We start from the raw sequence: 18,571 nt of genomic DNA on the forward strand, positions 1-18,571 counted from the left end.
TGACCAAATCAAATGCGTTGGATATAGGCAGGGTCTGGCTTGCGCAGACGACCGGCAGGCCGATGCCAGAAGGACTCGTTTATCACCGTGCCAACGGACACGCCCGCCACGCATCCTGACCCGACGCCCGTCGCATCGCCCGAGGCGGACGTAGGGAATGTTACGGCGGAATCCGGTGTGTCGCCGGAGCAGGCCTGCTGCATCGTCGGCATCGGTGCCTCGGCCGGCGGGCTGGAGGCGTTGCAGCGCTTCTTCGACGCGGTTCCCGGCGACAGCGACCTCGCTTATGTCGTGGTTCAGCACCTGTCGCCGGTGCACAAGAGCCTGATGGTCGATCTGCTGGCGAAGCACACGGCCATGGATGTGGTGCAGGCGACCGAGGGCGTGCCGGTCCAGCGCAACACCGTCTATCTGCTGCCGCCGGGCAAGCATCTGAGCATCGAGGACGGCCGGCTGCGGTTGACCGCCAAGGATGCCGGCGGCGGCATGAGCCTGCCGATCGACATCTTCCTCACCGCGCTGGCCCGCGACCAGGGGCCCTTCGCCATCGGCCTGATCCTGTCCGGCACCGGATCGGACGGCACGCGCGGCCTGATGGCGATCAAGTCGGCCGGCGGCTTCACCGCGGTCCAGCAGCCGGAAACCGCGCAGTTCGACGGCATGCCGCGCAGCGCGCTGGCCACCGGGCAGATCGACGCCACCCTGGCGCCGGAGGATCTGCCGGCCCGCCTGATCGAGCATGCGCGCAAGACCCTGGCCCGCGCCCGGCCGATGCCGGCGCGCCAGCGGCGCGAGGATGGCGACGACCCGCTGGCCCAGATCATCGCGGTCATCCGCTCCGTCACCGGCGTCGATTTCTCGCATTACAAGCTGGCGACCCTGCTGCGGCGGATCGAGCGGCGGATGCAGGGAGCCGGTCTGGAGTCGATGGACGAGTATGCCGCCCTGCTGCGGCGGAACAGCGCCGAAACGGTCAACCTCTACAAGGAGATGCTGATCGGCGTCACCCGATTCTTCCGGGACGAGGCGGCCTTCCGTGTCCTGGCCGACCGGGTGATCCCCAGCCTGCTCGCCAACCGCAGCCCGACCGACATGATCCGCGTCTGGGTCTGCGGCTGCGCCAGCGGGGAGGAGGCCTATTCCCTCGCCATCCTGTTCGCCGAGGCGCAGGAACGGCTGGGCCGCAGCGTCGACGTCAAGATCTTCGCCACCGACATCGACCAGGACAGCATCGAGATCGCAAGTCTCGGCGAGTATCCGCGCACGATTGCCGAGGACGTGTCGCAGGACCGGCTGGGCCGCTACTTCACCGCGCGCGGCGATGGCTATGCGGTGTCGCGCGACATCCGCCGCATGGTGGTGTTCGCCGCCCACAACATCATGCGCGACCCGCCCTTCACCAAGATCGACCTGCTGAGCTGCCGCAACCTGCTGATCTACATGGACCAGCCGTTGCAGCGGAAGGTCCTCAGCCTGTTCCAGTACGCCCTGCGCCAGAGCGGCTTCCTGTTCCTCGGCACCAGCGAGACGCTGGGCGACCTCCAGTCCGATTTCCACACCGTCGACAGCCGCAACAAGGTGTTCCAGAGCCTGCGCGCCGGCTCCTTCCGGCTGTCGCGCCTGCTGGTGCCGACGGTGGCGGCCCCGCTGGCCCGCCATGGCGAGGATGTCGGAAGCCATGGCATGGAGGAGGGGGCGGTCATTGACGAGGCCATCGGCGCGTTGATGAAGGCCTATGTGCCGCCCTGCCTGCTGGTCGACGAACAGATGACCATCATGCATGTGTTCGGCGACGCATCCTCCCTGCTGAAGGTGCCGGCGGGGGAGGCGACGCTGAACGTGCTGAAGATGCTGCCGTCATCGGTCGCCATGGTGACGGGGACCGCACTCAACCGCGCCTTCCGCTCCGGCGAGGAGTTCGCGCTGTCCAACATTCCGGTGAAGGACCGCGAGGGGGTGGCGGCGATCAGCCTGCGGGTCCAGCCCTATGTCGCGCGCAAGACCGGGCGCCGCTTCGCCCTGGTGGTGCTGGACCGCGCCAACATGCTGCCGCTGTCGGTTCCGGATTCCGACTTCGACCTGAACGCCGACGCCGCCGAGCGCATCCGCGGGCTGGAACAGGAACTGCTGTCGCGCGGCGAGAATCTCCAGGCGACCATCGAGGAGCTGGAAACCGCCAACGAGGAATTGCAGGCCACCAACGAGGAGCTGCTGGCCTCGAACGAAGAGTTGCAGAGCACCAACGAGGAACTTCAGTCGGTCAACGAGGAGCTTTACTCCGTCAACGCCGAATATCAGGCGAAGGTGGAGGAACTGACCGAGATCACCAACGACCTCGACAACCTGCTGCGCTCGACCGAGATCGGCACGGTGTTCCTGGACGGCGACTTCGTCATCCGTCGCTTCACTCCGGCGGCGGCCGGCTTCATCAACATCATCCCGCGCGACATCGGCCGGTCCATCGCGCATCTGTCCACCAACATCGACTATCCCGATTTCCTCGGCGACATCCGCAAGGTGTTCGACGGGCAGGAGGCGGTGGAGCGCCATGTCCGGGTTTATGACGGCCGCTGGGTGCTGACCCGCATCCTGCCCTACCTGACCGACAAGAATCAGATCGGCGGCGTGGTGGTGACCTTCGTCGACGTGACGGAGACCAAGCAGGCGCAGGAGCGGCTGCAGAAAGTGCTGGACAGCCTGCCGGAGCACATCGCCGTGACCGACCGGGACGGCCGGATCGTCATGGTGAACGCCGCCTGGCGCGGCTTCGCCCAGCGCAACGGCGCCCCGGCGGCCGACCGCTGCGGCGTCGGAACCAACTATCTCGACGTCTGCCTCAACCCGGAGGCGGCGAAGAAGGACGGCATCGCCCGGGCGGTGCATGACGGGCTGCGCCGCATCCTGGACGGCGAAGCCGACGATTTCTCCATCGAATATCCCTGTCATTCGCCCGACGAACAGCGCTGGTTCCTGATGCACGCCACCCGCATGAACGACCATGACGGCGGCATCGTCGTCAGCCACATCAACATAACCAACCGCAAGCTGATGGAATTGCAGGTCGACGGTGCCGGCACAGGCGGCCAGGGCGACGGAGGCCAGGAATGACCGAGGATTCCTCCGGCCGACTGCGGCGCCGTGCCGAAACCATTCTCAACGGCGGGAATTTCGAGGCGACGGACGTCACCGCCACCTCGATGAAGGAACTGCTGCACGAACTGTATGTCCATCAGGCCGAGCTTGAGATCCAGAACGAGGAGCTGCGCGGCGCCCAGCAGGCGCTGGAGGCGTCCCGGCTGCAATATCTCCAGCTTTTCCAGTCGGTGCCGCTGGCCTGTCTGGCGGTGAACGCCGCCGGCATCGTCGGCGAGGCCAACGCCGCCGCGGAACGGCAGTTCGGCCTGCCGATGCTGCGGCTGAAGGGCCGCCCGCTGACCCTGCTGCTCGACAGCGTAGACCATGGCCGGCTGTTCACCGCGCTCGCCCGGCTGCGCGACCATGGCGAGTGGGTCCGGCAGGAGTTCCGCTATCTCGGACCCCAGGGCACGATCATCGACGGGCTGACCGACGCCCGCCGGGTGACGCTGGACGACAGCGACCGCGGCGACGTGCTGCTGACCATCACCGACCTGACCGAACGCAACGCCTGGCTTCGCGAGGTGCAGCAGGCCCGCGACGACGCCGAGCGGGCGCGCGCCGACTATCACCACATCCTCCAGTCGGTCGGCGACGGCATCCTCGGGGTGGACGCCGACGGCCGCATCCGCTTCGTCAACGCGGCGGCGACGGCCATGACCGGGCATCTCGACCTCGACCTGATCGGCCGTCCGCCCTCGGACCTGCTGGCCGGACCGGCGGAGGGCACGGGAACGGGACTACCGGGCGGCGGAGCGGATCCGGCGCTACCCCAGGCGGGCGGGGCGGCCCGTGCGCTGGCCCTGTCGCTGACCGATGGCCGGCCGCGCAGCGTCGCCTGCGAGAAGCTCCGCCGGGAGGATGGCGGGACGCTGCTGGTGGAGGTCACCATCTCCCCCATGCTGGCGTCCGGCATGCGCCTCGCCCCGATGGAGGAGCGCGTTCAGGGCGCCGTCGTCGCCTTGCGCGACGTCACGGCGCGGCGGACCGCCGAAGCGGCGCTGAACCTCAGCGAGCGGCGTCACCGGGTTCTGGTGCAGTCGCTGCACGATGCGCTGGCGATGACCGCCGTCGATGGCCGCAGCCTGCTGGCGAACGCCATGGCCGAGCGGCTGCTGGACGGCCCCGCCCGCGCCCTGCTCGACCCGATGGCGTCGGCCTTCGACGCAGATGGCAAAGCAGAGAGCCGGGCTGACGGGCAGCTGGTCCCGGCAACCGCCCCGTCCACCATGGTCCCGACCACCGCCGGCCGCCGCTTCATCGACGCCAACGGCAACCGGCTGCATGGGCTTCCCCCTGCGGCGGAGGCGGCGCGCAGCGGCAAGCCGGTGGTCGAGCGCATCATCGGCGTGGTCGAGGGGGACGAGGCGACCGCCCCCACCCGCTGGCTGCGGGTGTCGAGCCGTCCGGTCGCCGATCCGGCCGGCCATGTCGAGGCGGTGGTGTCCAGCGTCGCCGACATCACCGCGGTGAAGGCGCTGGAACGCGAGCTGAACGTGGCGCTGGACGCGCGCGAACGCTTCCTGGCGGCGGCGAGCCACGATCTGCGCCAGCCGGTGCAGGCGCTGCTGCTGCTCTCCGACCTGCTGATGAAGGAAACGCTTTCCCCCGGCGCCAGGCGGATGGCGGAGCAGATCCAGTCCTCGCTCGGCGGGCTGGGCGGCATGCTGGACGGGATGCTTGACATCTCCAAGCTGGAGGCCGGGCTGGTCGCCCCCAATCCGGAGCCGGTCGACATCGCCGCCCTGCTGGCCCGGCTATATAAGGAATTCGCTCCGGCGGCCGAGAAGGCGGGGCAGGCTCTGCGTCTGGTGGCGCCGCCTCTGACCACGCGCACCGATCCGCGGCTGCTGGAACGGGTGCTGCGCGCTCTGCTGGCCAATGCGTTGCATTTCGCCCCCGGCGGGCGGGTGCTGATCGGGGCGCGGCAGCGCGGCGACCATGTGCAGATCGAGGTGTGGGATACCGGCATCGGCATCGCCGACCAGCACATCGACCGCATCTTCCAGGACTTCTATCAGGTCGGCAACGCCGCCCGCGACCGGCGCGAAGGGCTCGGGCTGGGGCTCAGCATCGCCAAGCGGCTGGTCACCATGCTGGACGGCACCATCGACGTGACCTCCTCGCTGGGCCGCGGCAGCCGTTTCACCGTCAGCCTGCCCCTGACCGAAACCAGGCCGGACATGACCGACCGGTCCGGCAGCGCCGGCCGCAGCGGGGCCGACGGCGAGGCCGGGCGGCTGGTCATGCTGGTGGAGGACGATGCCGTCATCCGCATGGCGCTGGTCCTGATGCTGGAGGACTGGAACTATCGCGTGGCGGAGGCCGGCAGCGGGGCGGAGGCGGAGCAGCTGCTGGGCGACCTGATCGAGTCGGGGGAGGAGCCCGATCTGATCCTGGCCGATTACCGCCTGCCGGAAGGGACCACGGGGCTGATGGTGATGGACATGGTCCGCCGCCGCCTGTCGCGCGACATTCCCGGCGTGCTGCTGACCGGCGACACCTCGGCGGATCGGCTGCGGGAGGCGGCCGGCGCCCAATGCGCATTGCTGCACAAGCCGATCCAGCCCGGCCGCCTGCACGATACGCTGGCGTCGGCGCTGAGTGGCTGACCGGGGGCATGGGTCGTCACCGCAATCCTTCGCCACCGCAGCTTTTCTTGATTCACGTCAATGCTCCGGACAGATGAAGATCCAGACTGTCCGAACTGTTTAGTGAGGTGAATGACGGCGCAAAGCGGGGACGATCCATGCCCAACAAGACGGATGCCAGCCTTGCGCGCCGGATGGTGCGCGCCCGTGCCGCCAGAGTATCGGCGCTGCTGCTCGGCGGCCTGTTCGTCGGTTTTCTGCTGCTCGTCGTCGTCTTCATTGAATATCGTCGCGCCATCGACTGGGTCGACCACACGCACGAGGTCATCTCCGCGGTCGAGGAGCTGCAATCCACCCTGTCCGACACTGAATCCGGCCAGCGTGGATACCTGCTGTTGCCGGACCCCGTTCATCTCGCCGCCTACGAGGAGGGGAGGGAGCGCAGCCGCCGGCTGCTGGACAGCATTGGGACGCTGACAGCCGACAACCCGGCGCAGCAGGACAAGGTGAAGGCGCTGCGCACCCTGACCGCCGACAGGCTGGACCAGATAGCCGGGGTTCTGCGGCAGGCCACCGACGAAGGGCTGGATCAGGCACTGGCGACCATCCGCGAGGGAAAGGGCGCCTCCACGATGGCCGCGATCCGGCGCCTGACCGCCACCATGCGGGCGGAGGAGGTTCTGCTGCTCGCGCGGCGCAGCCGGCATGCCACGATCCTGGAGTTGCTGATGATCGCCTATGGGGTCGTCTTCGTCACGCGGTCACCGGCTTGCTCTGCTTCTCCACCGTCCGGCGGCTGGAGCGGGATTACCTGGCCGAGCGGGCGGAAGGGGAGGCGCTGGCCGCGACGTTGCAGGAAAACAGGATTCTGCTGGACGAGGTCAACCACCGGGTCAAGAACTCCTTGCAGATCGTCGCCAACCTGCTGCGGACCCAGGCGATGCGGCACCGCAGCGCCGAGGTGCGGCAGGAACTGCTGGACAGCAGCAGCCGGGTGCTGGCGATCGCCGAGGTCCATCGCCGTCTCTATGGCGAGGGGGCGGTGTACGACACCGTCGAACTGACCGACCTGATCCGCAGCATCGCCGAGAACGCCGTCCCGCCCACCGGCGGGGCCGAACCGGCGATGACCCTGGCGACGGGCACGCTGCTGTCGGCCCCGGTCGACACCGCGGTGCCGGTGGCGCTGATCGTCAACGAGCTGCTGACCAACAGCTACAAGCACGCCTTTCCCGACGGGCGGCGCGGCAGGGTCACGGTGGATATGGCGGTGGCGGGGAACGAGGTCCGCATCGATGTCGCCGACGACGGCATTGGCCTGCCGGAGGAGGTCGCGGGCAGCAGCGGCGGCGGCTTCGGCCTGAACACGGCCCGCAATCTTACGCGGCAATTAAGGGGGCGTCTGGAGATCGAACGTTTGACACCGGGGACGCGTTTCCTTTTAACTTTCCCAATGAAGCCGTCTGCCCCAACCCAGGCGTGATCCTCCCGGCCGATCCGCAAAATATACAAGAAAAACAATGAAGATACTGATCATAGAAGATGAATTCCTGATCGCCGAGGGCGTGTCGCTGACTTTGCAGTCGGCCGGCCACGCGGTGACGGGCATCGCGGAGGATCTGCCGACCGCCCTTGCCCTGGCCGGGCAGGAGAAGCCTGACATGGCCTTCGTCGACATCAAGCTGGCCAACGGTTCGAACGGGCTCGACGTCGCCCGCGCATTGAAGGCGATGGGGATCGCTTGCGTCTTCGCCACCGGCAACCCGCCCAACAGGGCGCAGGCCGGCGGGGTTGGGCTGGGCTATATCGCCAAGCCCTTCTCGCCGCGTGTGCTGGTCCAGACCGCCGCCTTCGTCGCCGGGACGCTGTCGCCCTGCGGGCCGGCTTCGGTGGCGCCCCACGGGTTCGTGACGCTCTAAGAGCGCGAGCCCTCAGAAGCCGGTGAAGCGGGTGAAGCCTTCGGCCGGCTCGCGCTCCGTCGGGAAGTTGTTTTCCGGTGCCGACCAGTCGGCGAAGCCCAGCGCCATGCCGCTGGCGATGATCTCGCCGTCGGGCAGGCCCAGATGCCGCGCGGTGATGGCGTGGCGGTAGCAGAAGGCGGCCTGCGGGCAGGTCTCCAGCCCGAAGCCGCGGGCGACGATCATGACATTCTGCATGAACATCCCGAGGTCGAGCCAAGCCCCCTTGCCCATGTCGCGGTCGATGGTGAAGAACAGCCCGACCGGCGCCCCGAAGAACAGCCAGTTGCGGCCATGCTGGCGCGCCATCCGCTCGCGGTCGCCCTTGCCGATGCCGATGGAGCCGTAAAGCGCCCAGCCCACCGCCCGCCGGCGGCCCAGATAGGGCTCCCGCCAGCTTTCGGGGTAATAGGGGTATTCCGGCACCTCCGGCTCCCCGGCCTCATGGGCGGCCAGCAGCTCCGCCGACAGGGCGGCGCGCGCCTCCCCGGCGATGGCGTGGACCTTCCAGGGCTGGATGTTGGAGCCGCTCGGCGCGCGGGCGGCGAGGTCGAGGATGTGTCGCACCGTCTCCCGCTCCACCGGCGTGGCTAGGAAGGCGCGGATGCTGCGCCGGCCGGCGACGGCGTCCAGCACGGGCAGGGCGGGGGCGTTCTGCAAGGGCAGGGAGTCAGCGCTCATCGCCGGCCGCCTCTCCCTCAACCTCCACCGCCGGTTCGTGCCGGACCGGGAAATTGACGGACCGGGCGATGAAGCATTTCTCCGCCGCCTCGTGGTGCAGGGCCAGCGCCTTGCCGGCGTCGGACCCCGGCGCCAGCGTCACCCGCGGGCGCAGGACGACAGCGGTGAACTGGCCGCCGCCGCCGGTCTCCTCCTCCATCATCCCGTCCGCATCGTCGCTGTAGCCGGTGACGACGATCCCGGCGGCCGAACAGAGATGCAGGTACCAGAGCTGATGGCAGGAGGACAGGGCGCCGACCAGCATCTCCTCCGGGTTCCAGCGCGCCGGATCGCCGCGGAAAGCCGCGTCGGAGGTGGCGGGGATCGCCGGCTTGGTCCCGGCGCTCAGCGTGTGGTCGCGGCTGTAGGCCCGGTAGGACGAGGTGCCGGTGCCGAGATTGCCGGTCCAGTCGAGCCGGACGGCATAGCGGTGTTCCCTGTGCGCCATGGAGTTCCTCCCTTCTACTGCATCACGAACATCAATAGCGCCGGAAGGCCGACGAAGGCCATGGCGGTGGACCCCAGCACCATGCCGGCGACATCCTCCGGCGCGTTGCCGTAGCGCAGCGCCCAGAGATAGTTGAAGACGGCCACCGGCATCGAGCTTTGCACCAGCACCACGCCGCGCGCCGCCCCGGTCAGCCCCATCGCCCAGGCCACCAGCAGCCCCATGGCGAAGCCGACCGCCAGCCGGAAGGCCGACATCGACAGGGCCCGCACCGCGCCGGAAAGGCGCAGCTTCGACAGCGCCACCCCCAGCGAGAACAGCATCAGCGGCACGGCGCAGTTGCCCAGCAGCGTGGTGGTGTTGCCGATCCACACCGGCAGCGGCAGTCCGGCCAGCTGGATCGCCACCGCCGCCGCCACCGCGTAGATCGTCGGGGTGCGCGCCATCTGCGCCAGATCGAAGCGCCCGGCGGCCAGCGCCGGCCCCAGCGTGAACTGCCCCACCGACATCACCGCATAGAACAGCACGGCAAGGCTGAGGCCGTTCTCGCCGAAGGCGAACAGGCAGACCGGCAGGCCCAGATTGCCGGCGTTGGGGAAGGCCATCGCCGGCACATAGACCCGCAGCGACAGCCCCGACGCCAGCAGCACCGGGACCGACGCCAATGCCGTCAGCGCCATGCACAGCGTCGCCGCCAGCGCCATTTCCCCCATCACGTCGGCGGACAGGTGCAGCCGGGTCAGGGCGGCGAAGACCAGGCAGGGCGACGACACGTTGATGGCGAAGGTGGTGATGAAGGCGCTGTCGTAGGGCAGCTTGCCGCGGGTCCAGCCGTAGCCGAGTGCCGCCACCACGAAAACCGGGGCCAGCACGGCGAAGGCGTCGGACAGAAGGGTGGAGATGGGCATGGAGGCTGGTGGAACCCTGTGCGGCAACCGGGGGGTGGGCGGACTGTCAGTCACCATGGCGGCATTCCCGCCCGCCGTCATCCCCCCAAGCCCAAGCCGGGACGCAGGGCAGCCGCGCAACAGGGATCGGCATGGCCCTGGAGGCACTCCTCCTCGCTCCCGCCCGAGTCGCAGCCATTCGCATGCGGCGGTGGGGAAAACGGCGTCGGCCCGACCGTTATCGGAACGACACAGGCCCGCCGGAATATGGCTTTTGAGCAGGCTTTATCTCGAGTCAGTAACGATTTGTAACGAAGCTTGAGCCATAAGGGGTCACCCACTAGGGTGCAATGGCCCCATTCTGCGGATCCGCATGACAACCTCGCCCGGCGCCAAGACCGTTGTTCGGCCCCTGAACAATAAGGCGCAGCAATCCAAACGACAGCCGAACCTGAACAGCCGCCGATTCTCTCTGCGCTCGGTTCTGCTTTGGATTCTATTGTTGCTGTCGGCGGGTTTGTTTCTTGCGTTGGCCGCCTTGCCCGTTGGAAGATTTGCAAGCGCCGCCATCTCGGCCGGTGTGGTGGCCGCCGCCTTCGTGCTCGGGCGTTTCGCCCAGCGCTTCTGGCATGCCCGCACGCTGACCGTTCTCCTGCTGGCCTTCGTCACCTTCCGCTACTTCTTCTGGCGGCTGACCGGCACGCTGCCCCCGGTGGACGATCTGGTGAATTTCATTCCCGGCGTGACCCTGTTCGCGGCCGAGGCGCTGTCCTTTGTCCTGTTCCTGACCTCGCTGTTCGTCATCATCGACCCGCTCGCCCGCGAGCCGTCGGAACCGACGGGCGATCCCGCCTTCTGGCCCAGCGTCGATGTCTACATCCCCTCCTACAACGAGGAGCCGGAGCTGCTGGAGACGACGCTGGCCGCCGCGGTCTGCATCGACTACCCGCGCGACAAGCTGCACGTCTATCTGCTGGACGATGGCGGCACCGACCAGAAGCTGGCCCACAGCAATCCCGAACAGGCCGCATCGGCTTTGGCCCGGCGGGAGACGCTGACCGCGCTGTGCGAACGGTTGCAGGTCACCTACATGACCCGGCCGCGCAACGAGCATGCCAAGGCCGGCAACATCAACCACGCCTTTCATAAGACGTCGGGCGATCTGCTGCTGATCCTCGACGCCGACCATGTGCCCACCGTGGGCATCCTGAAGGCGACGGTCGGCTTCTTCCAGCAGGACCCCGGCCTGTTCCTGGTCCAGACCCCGCATTTCTTCGTCAATCCCGACCCGGTCGAATACAATCTCGGCACTTTCGAGCGGATGCCGAGCGAGAACGAGATGTTCTATTACTCGATCCAGCCCGGGCTGGACCGCTGGAACGGCTCCTTCTTCTGCGGGTCCGCCGCCATCCTGCGCCGCGCGGCGCTGGAGGAGGTCGGCGGCTTCAGCGGCGACACGGTGACGGAGGATTGCGAGACCGCGCTTGAGCTGCATTCGCGCGGCTGGCGCAGCGTCTATCTGCCGCGCCCGCTGATCGCCGGGCTTCAGCCGGAGACCTTCGACAGCTTCATTGCCCAGCGCTCGCGCTGGACCCAGGGCATGATCCAGCTGTTCCTGCTGAAGAATCCGCTGTTCAAGCGCGGCCTCACATTCTCCCAGAGGCTGTGCTACCTCAGCACCATGCTCTACTGGTTCTTCTGGTTCTGGCGGCCGATCTTCCTGCTGTCGCCACTGTGCTATGCCCTGTTCGGGCTGGAGATCTACCGCATCAACCTGCCGGACTTCGGCTGCTTCGTCATTCCGCACGTCTTCGCCGCCGCCTTCCTGTCGCAGTTCCTGCACGGGCGGATGCGCTGGCCGCTGTTCTCGGAGCTGTACGAGTACCTGCAATCCTTCCACGTCTCCCGCGCGGCGCTGGCGACGCTGATCCGGCCGCGCGATCCGGTGTTCAAGGTGACCGCCAAGGGCCAGTCGGTGGAGGAGGACGGCTTCTCGCCGCTCGCCACCCCCTTCATCGTCACCACGCTGTTGCTGGCGGCGGGGCTGGCGGCCTGCGCGTGGCGCTATTCCATCTTCCCCGAACACCGGGCGGCCATCGTTCCGGTGGCGGTCTGGTGTTCGCTGAGCCTGCTGCTGGCGCTGGGCGGCCTCGCCGTCGTCTATGAGCGCAAGCGCGTCCGCCGGCAGGAGCGCTTCACCGTCGACCGCCCCGCGGTGCTGAAGTTCGAGGACGGCACCAGCATCGACCTGACGGTCGCCGACGTGTCGGCCGGCGGCGTCGGGCTGATCGTCGATCCGAAATGGCGCGAGCTGCTGAGCCGGCCCGACCAGACGCCGGTGCTGACCATCGCCGCCACGGAGACGGAGGCCGCGACCACCACCGGCGTCCGCTTCTTCCGCATCGAGATGCGCAACGGCGAACTGGCGGTCGGCGCCGGCTTCGCCCCGCGCGACCGCCAGGACATCGTGGAGATGGCGCGCTTCGTCTTCGGCAACAGCGTCGGCTGGGACATCTTCCTTGACCGCAAGCGGGTGGCTGCCCCGACCTTCTTCGGCGGGCTGCTGTTCTTCGCCACCCGCGTGGTGCCGCGGCTGGGCCATGTCCTGCTGGCCCTGCCGGGCGCGCTGCGCCGCATCCTGACCTTCCAGGCTCCGTAACGGCGATGGCGGGTATGGGCAAACAGACCGGCGGGGGCCGGATGCTGCGGGCGTCGCCACGGATGTCGCTGGCGCTGATTGCGCTGCTGTCGCTGTGGGTCGGCCTGTCGGTCGGCTGGGCGGCGCCTGTGCTGGCCGCCGACCGCCGGGTGATCCCGCTGTCGAACCTGCGCGACGGCCAGCCGGAGGTCACGCTGCATGGCGAGACGGAGACGGTGGCGCTGCGCGCCGTCCTGCCGCCGGTGATCGGGCTGACCAGCGCCATGCTGACGCTGACCTACGAGAACGGCATCGACATCCTGCCCGAAAAGGGGTCGATGTCGGTCTTCATCAACGGCTCTCCGGTGGCGGACCTGCCGCTCGCCGCTTTCCGCGGGCCGGTCAATGCCTCCATCACGCTTCCCGGCAGCCTGATCCGCCCCGGCGAGAACCAGATCGTCTTCCAGACCAGTGCTCAGCACCGCGCCATCTGCACGGTCCGCGGCACCTACGATCTGTGGGCGCGGGTCAACCTCGCCGCCTCGTCGCTGACGCTGATGTCCGACGGCGGCGTGCCGGAGCCGGACCTCGCCATGGTGCGTCAGCTTCTGGCCTCCGCCGACCGCGCGCGGGAGCCGCTGGCCATCGTCCAGCCCGGCAGCGAGATCGATGCCGACCATCTCGGCTGGGGCTCCATGGTGGCGCAGTCCTACGGCCTGCTGCTGGGCGACCAGACCCCGCGGGTGGTGGCGGTGCCGGTGAAGCCCGCCGGCACTGCGCCCGGCAACCCTCCCGGCACTCCCGCTCCGACGCTGGAAAGCCTGCCTCTGCCCGGCGGCAAGAACATCCTGATCGGCACCCGCGACCGCCTCGCCCCCCTGCTGGGCGAGGCGCGGGCCGCCGCCATCGGCGGACCGTTCCTCGGCGTTTATCCGTATGCCGCCAACAAGGGCGGTCCGGAGGGAAGCGGTGCCGGCGGCGGTGGCTTCGTCGCCGTCGCCTCGGGACGGACCCAGCAGGAGGTCGATCAGGCGGTGATGCGGCTGGCCGACGTGACCCGGCCGCTGCCGACCCAGACCGCGATGATCGTCACCGACGCGGCGGTCCCGGCCGCGCCACCGGCCCCGCCGGTGCAGGTGGAGGGGCGCTACCGCCTGTCGGACCTCGGCTTCCAGACGGTGCAGCACAGCGGCTACCGCTACACCGGGCGCTTCGGCCTGACCCTGCCGGCCGGCTTCGCCCCGGTCAGCGACCGTTCCATCCTGTTCCACGTCAACGCGGCGTTCGAAGGCAATCTCGGCCCCGGCGCGCTTCTGAACGTCCGGGTGAACGGCAAGTCGGCCGGCGCCATGGAGATCGACAAGCGCTCCAGCGGCATCATCGAGAATGGCGAGATGCCGCTGCCGATGGCGCTGTTCCGTCCCGGCCCCAACCTGATCGAGCTGGAGGCGGAACTGCCGCCGGCCGGCGGCACCGACTGCGTCTTCGCGGTGCGGCGCCCGACCTTCACCCTGCTCGACAGCTCCAGCATCGAGATCCCCGGCTTCGCCCGTCTGGTCACGCTGCCGAGCCTGGGCGGCTTCGCCAACACCGCCTTTCCCTATGGCGGCACCGCCGGGGGAGAGCAGGCGCCGCCCTTCGATCTGGTCGTCGTCGGGCGCGATCCCGCCTGGTTCGGCGCCGCCTGGAGCCTGACCGCCAAGCTGGCGCAGCGGGCCGGCGACCTGATGGCGGTGGTGCCCTACATCGGCTGGGACGGGCTGCCGAACGACAACGCGCTGATCGTCGGCCCCGTCGCGGCGCTGCCGCAGGCCGTCTTCACCTCGGCCCCGCTGCCGGCCGACCGGCTGGCTGGTCTCCTGGAGGCGGGCGCCCTGATCGCCCAGGCCAAGGCCCGTGGCGAGCCGATGGCGGCGGCCGACCGCCGCGCCCTGACCGACCGGCTGCGGCTGGGCTGGTCCGGCACTGCCGCCCGTCCGGGGCCGGCGCGGCCGGGGGGCGTGCCGCAGGGACTGGGGCAGCAGATGGGCGCCGCGGGCTCGGCGCTGGCCGCCGATGGCGGTGCGGCCAACCGCTGGCAGCGGATGGCGGGCGATGCCAGGGATTCGGCCGCCACCGGGCGCGGCTGGGTGCCCGACTGGGCGCGGCGGGTGATGGCGGCGGCGGCGCGCTACATCAACAGCTGGACGGTGGAGGAGGCGCCGGTCGACGTGGTCGCGCTGACAGAGAATGCCGAAACCCTGCCGGAAGCGGCTTTGCTGCAATACCGGGCGCCGGGGGCCGAGCCGCTGACCTGGACGCTGCTGACCGCGGCGGATCCGCGCGCCGTCGACCGCGCCATGCGCAGCCTGGGCGAGGCCGGGCTGTGGGACAAGCTGCGCGGCGGCGGGGCGCTGTGGAGCAGTGCGGCGCCGGCCATCACCACGCTGGAGGTGTCGCGCCCCTACCAGATCATTCTCAATCCCTTTGACATCGGCAACCTGATCCTGATTCTGGCCCGCAACCTGTCGCAGCGGATCGAGCTTCTGTTCGCCCTGCTGCTTGGAACGGCGGTGGTGCTGACGGTCAGCATGCGCCTTCTGCTGAAGAGCGGGCATCGGGAACGGAGCGGGTCATGACGTCCCCTGTCGGAACATCGCGGCGCGGCATGCTGATCGGGACAGCCGCCCTCGGGCTGGCCGCGGCAGTGCCGGGCGCCTTGCGCGCGGCCCCCTATGACGGGGCGGCGTGGCGCCGCTATGCCGAGCGCTTCCTGCTGCCGGAAGGCCGCATCGTCGACACCGGCAACAAGGGCATCAGCCATTCCGAAGGGCAGGGCTACGGCATGCTGCTGGCGGTGGCGGGGGGCGACCGTGCCGCCTTCGACCGGCTGTGGGGCTGGACCCAGCGCGTGCTGATGGTGCGCGGCGACGGGCTGGTGGCGTGGCGCTGGACGCCCGACGGCGGGGTCGCCGACCGCAACAACGCGTCCGACGGCGACATGCTGATCGCCTGGGCGTTGCTGCGCGCCGCGGAGACCTGGCAGGCGGAGGCCTACCGCACCGCCGCCGCCGCCATCGTCAAGGCGCTGGCTGCCGGGGTTCTGGTGGAGCAGGCCGGGCTGACCGTGCTGCTGCCGGGACGCGACGGTTTCCGCAAGGGCGAGACGCTGGTCCTCAACCCCAGCTACTGGATCTTTCCCGCCATCCGCGCCTTCGCCGCCTTGGCCGGCGGCGAGCGCTGGGGCAAGCTGTCGGATTCCGGGCTGGTCCTGCTGTCGAAGGCGCGCTTCGGCGGCTTTCAGCTGCCGCCGGACTGGATGACCCTGGACGCCGCCGGAACGGTGGGCATCGCCGACGGCTTCAAGAAACAGTATGGCTACGACGCCGTGCGGGTGCCGCTCTATCTGGCGATGGACGGCTATCGCGATCCCTATTACTTCCGCCCCTTCGCAACGCTGGCAACGAAATTTGGTGGCTCGGCGGTCCCCGCCACCGTGTCGCTGCCGGGCGGCACCACCACCCAGGTGGCGGCGTCGGTCGGCATGCTGGCGGTCTATAGGCTGGCCTGCAAGCTTGCCGGGGCCGGCGACGCCGTGACGGTGCCGCCGCTGGCGCCCGACGAGGATTACTACTCCACCACCTTGGCCCATCTTTCCGCGCTGGCGGCGCAAAGCCTGGGGATCGATCCGTGACCCGTCCTGTCCTCCTGTCCGCCCTCCTCCTCGCCGGCATCGCCGCCACCGCCACCGGCGGCGGGTCCGCAGCGTGGGCGCAGTCGAACGGCGGCGCCCGCGCGCTGGCACCCGGCGTGAAGGTGGAGGTGGCGCCGGCTCCCGGCAGCGGCTCCGCCCCCGCCGCCGGCAAGGTGGACGAGACGGCGCTGCGCTATTACGCCCGCATCGGCGACGGCGAGCGGATGGAGGCGGAGATCGCCCGCCTGCGGGCACTCGACCCCGGCTGGGAACCACCCAAGGATCTGTTCGCGCCGCAGCCGACCGCCACCGGCGTCGACGAGACGCCGTTCTGGACTTTGATGTCAGCCGGCAAGGTGGCGGAGGCGCGGGCCGCCATCGCCGAACAGCGGCGCAAGTCGCCGTCCTGGCAGCCGTCGGACAAGCTTTTGCAGGAACTTGAACTGGCCGAGAGCGCCGGGCGCATCCGTTCCGCCAGCGACACCAAGCGCTGGCAGGAGGTGGTCGATGCCGCCGCCGCCCAGCCGGAGGCGGTGGCCTGCAACCGGCTCGACAATGCCTGGCGTCTGGCGGAGGCCTATGCCGAGCTGAAGCAGACCGACCGCGCCTTCGACACCTACAAGACCATCGTCACCACCTGCCCCAAGGCGAAGGAGCGGCGCGACACCATCTTCAAGGCATCGCGCCATCTCAGCCCGGAGCGGCTGCGCGAGCTGTCGGCGCTCGGCGCCACCGCCAACCCGGCGACGGGGGAGGATTACTCCGCCGTCCGCAGCGCCGAGGCGGAGCTGGAGACCGGCCGCCTGCTGGAGCGTCTCGGGAACGCAAAGCCCGGCGCCCTGTCGGCGGCCGACCTGTCGCGCGTCCAGGGCATCGTCCGCGACAAGCAGGACGCTGACGGCGCCATTGCGCTCGGCTGGTATTTCCAGAAGCAGAAGAATTTCGCCGAGGCGCAGAGCTGGTTCACCCAGGCCAACGAGTGGGCGCCGTCGGACAAGGCGGCGGAAGGGCTGGTGCTGGCCTACAACGGGTTGGGCAACAAGGCGCAGGCCCGTGCCGCCGCTGCGCCCTGGAAAGGCAAGTCGAGCCGCATCGACCAGGCGCTGAAGGCGGTGGACCCGCCGCGCGGCCCCTCCGGCCCTGGTGGCGGACGCACAGCACCGCAGGGCCCGAGCGAGCTCGACCGCGCGCTGGCCCGCCACGACTTCGCCGAGTGCCTCAGCATCATCCGCGGCACCATCGCCAGAAGCGGCCCGACCGCCGCCCTGTTGCAGCAGCGCGGCTGGTGCCTGCTGGAGCTGAAGCGCCCGTCGGAAGCCGAGGCCGCCTTCGCCGAGGCACAGACCCTGGCCGCGCGCGAACCTGCCAAGGGCGGGGCTTCGGCGCCCGGAAAGGCGGGCAGCCGCGGCCCTGCCGCGTCGGGCCTGCCGCAGACGGCGACGCCGGCCCAGGAGAACGCCTACGGGCAGGCCATCGCGCGTCTGGCGACCGGCGATGTGACCGGCCTGACCCGCGACCTGCCGCGCGCCAATTTGACCGCGACGCAGCGGGCGGAAATCCGCGCCTCGCTGATGGCGACGGAGGCCGGCCGGGCGCTGGAGGACAAGCGCTACAACGACGTGCTGCGCCTGCTCGACGCCCGCAAGGAACTGGAGCCGGAGCCGCGGAACCTCGGCATCGTGCGCGGCTGGGCGCTGTACAACCTGATGCGCTTCGACGAGGCCTACGTCCAGTTCAAGTCCATCGACGACCGGCTGAGCACCGAGGAATCGCGCGAAGGCGTCTCCACCGCCTGGAAGACGATCTACCATGACTGGTAAGGAAGCCCCGATGGCCGTGATGCAGATGTACCGGACAGCAGGGCGCACCGCGCTGTGGGCGGCGCTGGCGGCGGCCACGCTGCTGACCTCCGGCTGCGCCGGCTGGGTTCGCGACAATTTGACCCAGTCGGCCACCCCCTGGCGCCGCATCCAGCCGGCGGCGCTGCCGGTGACGCTGCCGGACAGCCGCGACTTTCCCATCGTCGCAGCCCGCATGCGCGACACCGGCACGGTCTACAAGACCTACAATGTGGCGCTGGGCAACCCGACCTCCCTGGCGGGGGAGAACCGTTTGACCGTCGACGTGCAGACCCTGCCGGATAGCCTGTTCGGCGCCCTGGTCCAGCCGCCGCGCGTCTTCCCGGTGCCGCTCTACACGATGGAAACGCTGACGGTGACGACCCGGCGCGAGTTTCCCGACATGAAGGTCAAGGTCGCCGACGGCGCCCGCCGCAACCGCTACGGCGACTACGATTACGCCACCGCCCAGGACGCGGTGAACAGCTGCGTGCTCGCCTGGCAGCTGATCACCGACCACAAGCGGATGCTGCCGGAACGGATCGAGGCGGTCCGGCTGGAGTACCGGGTCTGCGGCGTCGGCTCCGACATCCGCGCCCTGCTGGCCCCCTTCGACGGCCTGACCCTGACCCTGCCGGAGACGATCCTGGAAGCGCAGGATCTGGGAGGACTCTAAGGAGCGC

At 69.5% G+C, this 18,571-nt stretch carries 12 protein-coding genes and 1 pseudogene; 10 read left to right on the top strand and 3 right to left on the bottom strand.

From position 1 onward, the window contains the following. Nucleotides 1-177: 177 nt before the first annotated feature. The 5 genes and pseudogenes from GBZ48_RS05165 (at nucleotide 178) to GBZ48_RS05180 (ending at nucleotide 7,645) form a co-directional block, all read left to right on the top strand. Complete coding sequence (locus GBZ48_RS05165) at nucleotides 178-3,108, top strand: chemotaxis protein CheB (protein ID WP_174470048.1); 2,931 nt, start codon at nucleotides 178-180, stop codon at nucleotides 3,106-3,108. Beyond that, nucleotides 3,105-5,747 (top strand): PAS domain-containing hybrid sensor histidine kinase/response regulator, encoded by a 2,643-nt coding sequence (locus GBZ48_RS05170; protein ID WP_174470049.1) that lies wholly within the window; start codon nucleotides 3,105-3,107, stop codon nucleotides 5,745-5,747. Before GBZ48_RS05165 ends, GBZ48_RS05170 begins: the two co-directional genes overlap by 4 nt. Before the next feature lie 173 nt (nucleotides 5,748-5,920). Continuing rightward, nucleotides 5,921-6,367 (top strand): annotated as a pseudogene (locus GBZ48_RS37030) (CHASE3 domain-containing protein); the annotation flags it as partial. 128 nt (nucleotides 6,368-6,495) lie between these two features. After that, on the top strand, nucleotides 6,496-7,209 hold the full coding sequence (locus GBZ48_RS36110) for a sensor histidine kinase (protein ID WP_174470050.1): 714 nt from the start codon (nucleotides 6,496-6,498) through the stop codon (nucleotides 7,207-7,209). 37 nt (nucleotides 7,210-7,246) lie between these two features. Next, nucleotides 7,247-7,645, top strand: coding sequence for a response regulator (locus GBZ48_RS05180; RefSeq protein ID WP_174470051.1), 399 nt, complete (start codon nucleotides 7,247-7,249; stop codon nucleotides 7,643-7,645). 12 nt (nucleotides 7,646-7,657) lie between these two features. Here GBZ48_RS05180 and GBZ48_RS05185 read toward each other — a convergent pair whose 3' ends face one another. From GBZ48_RS05185 to GBZ48_RS05195, 3 genes are read right to left on the bottom strand one after another with little or no spacing between them, the layout of a single operon-like run. Further along, nucleotides 7,658-8,365, bottom strand: a complete 708-nt coding sequence (locus tag GBZ48_RS05185; RefSeq protein ID WP_174470052.1) for a nitroreductase — start codon at nucleotides 8,363-8,365, stop codon at nucleotides 7,658-7,660. Then, nucleotides 8,355-8,852 (bottom strand): OsmC family protein, encoded by a 498-nt coding sequence (locus tag GBZ48_RS05190; RefSeq protein WP_174470053.1) that lies wholly within the window; start codon nucleotides 8,850-8,852, stop codon nucleotides 8,355-8,357. Before GBZ48_RS05190 ends, GBZ48_RS05185 begins: the two co-directional genes overlap by 11 nt. A gap of 14 nt (nucleotides 8,853-8,866) precedes the next feature. Continuing rightward, nucleotides 8,867-9,760: an AEC family transporter gene (locus GBZ48_RS05195; protein ID WP_174470054.1), complete on the bottom strand. Its 894-nt coding sequence runs from the start codon at nucleotides 9,758-9,760 to the stop codon at nucleotides 8,867-8,869. A gap of 352 nt (nucleotides 9,761-10,112) precedes the next feature. Here GBZ48_RS05195 and bcsA point away from each other — a divergent pair, with 352 nt between their 5' ends. From bcsA to bcsN, 5 genes are read left to right on the top strand one after another with little or no spacing between them, the layout of a single operon-like run. Next, nucleotides 10,113-12,398, top strand: coding sequence for a UDP-forming cellulose synthase catalytic subunit (bcsA, locus tag GBZ48_RS05200; RefSeq protein WP_174470055.1), 2,286 nt, complete (start codon nucleotides 10,113-10,115; stop codon nucleotides 12,396-12,398). A 14-nt stretch (nucleotides 12,399-12,412) separates the two neighbouring features. Then, complete coding sequence (locus tag GBZ48_RS05205) at nucleotides 12,413-14,995, top strand: cellulose biosynthesis cyclic di-GMP-binding regulatory protein BcsB (protein ID WP_246306989.1); 2,583 nt, start codon at nucleotides 12,413-12,415, stop codon at nucleotides 14,993-14,995. Next, on the top strand, nucleotides 14,992-16,050 hold the full coding sequence (locus tag GBZ48_RS05210; RefSeq protein WP_174470057.1) for a family 8 glycosyl hydrolase: 1,059 nt from the start codon (nucleotides 14,992-14,994) through the stop codon (nucleotides 16,048-16,050). The genes GBZ48_RS05205 and GBZ48_RS05210 overlap by 4 nt, the downstream gene beginning before the upstream one ends. After that, on the top strand, nucleotides 16,047-17,870 hold the full coding sequence (locus tag GBZ48_RS05215; RefSeq protein WP_174470058.1) for a hypothetical protein: 1,824 nt from the start codon (nucleotides 16,047-16,049) through the stop codon (nucleotides 17,868-17,870). Before GBZ48_RS05210 ends, GBZ48_RS05215 begins: the two co-directional genes overlap by 4 nt. Nucleotides 17,871-17,880: 10 nt before the next feature. Further along, nucleotides 17,881-18,564: a cellulose biosynthesis protein BcsN gene (gene bcsN / locus GBZ48_RS05220; RefSeq protein WP_174470059.1), complete on the top strand. Its 684-nt coding sequence runs from the start codon at nucleotides 17,881-17,883 to the stop codon at nucleotides 18,562-18,564. Nucleotides 18,565-18,571 lie beyond the last annotated feature (7 nt).

Origin of the sequence: Azospirillum melinis (assembly GCF_013340935.1) — a bacterium.
Taxonomy (GTDB): Bacteria; Pseudomonadota; Alphaproteobacteria; order Azospirillales; family Azospirillaceae; genus Azospirillum; species Azospirillum melinis.

Bases quoted from the DNA above. Each gene is read 5' to 3' on its own strand.
- GBZ48_RS05195 (WP_174470054.1), bottom strand. From the start codon at position 9,760: ATGCCCATCTCCACCCTTCTGTCCGACGCCTTCGCCGTGCTGGCCCCG.
- GBZ48_RS05185 (WP_174470052.1), bottom strand. From the start codon at position 8,365: ATGAGCGCTGACTCCCTGCCCTTGCAGAACGCCCCCGCCCTGCCCGTG.
- bcsN (WP_174470059.1), top strand. From the start codon at position 17,881: ATGGCCGTGATGCAGATGTACCGGACAGCAGGGCGCACCGCGCTGTGG.
- GBZ48_RS05190 (WP_174470053.1), bottom strand. From the start codon at position 8,852: ATGGCGCACAGGGAACACCGCTATGCCGTCCGGCTCGACTGGACCGGC.
- GBZ48_RS05205 (WP_246306989.1), top strand. From the start codon at position 12,413: ATGGGCAAACAGACCGGCGGGGGCCGGATGCTGCGGGCGTCGCCACGG.
- bcsA (WP_174470055.1), top strand. From the start codon at position 10,113: ATGACAACCTCGCCCGGCGCCAAGACCGTTGTTCGGCCCCTGAACAAT.
- GBZ48_RS05170 (WP_174470049.1), top strand. From the start codon at position 3,105: ATGACCGAGGATTCCTCCGGCCGACTGCGGCGCCGTGCCGAAACCATT.
- GBZ48_RS05180 (WP_174470051.1), top strand. From the start codon at position 7,247: ATGAAGATACTGATCATAGAAGATGAATTCCTGATCGCCGAGGGCGTG.
- GBZ48_RS05210 (WP_174470057.1), top strand. From the start codon at position 14,992: ATGACGTCCCCTGTCGGAACATCGCGGCGCGGCATGCTGATCGGGACA.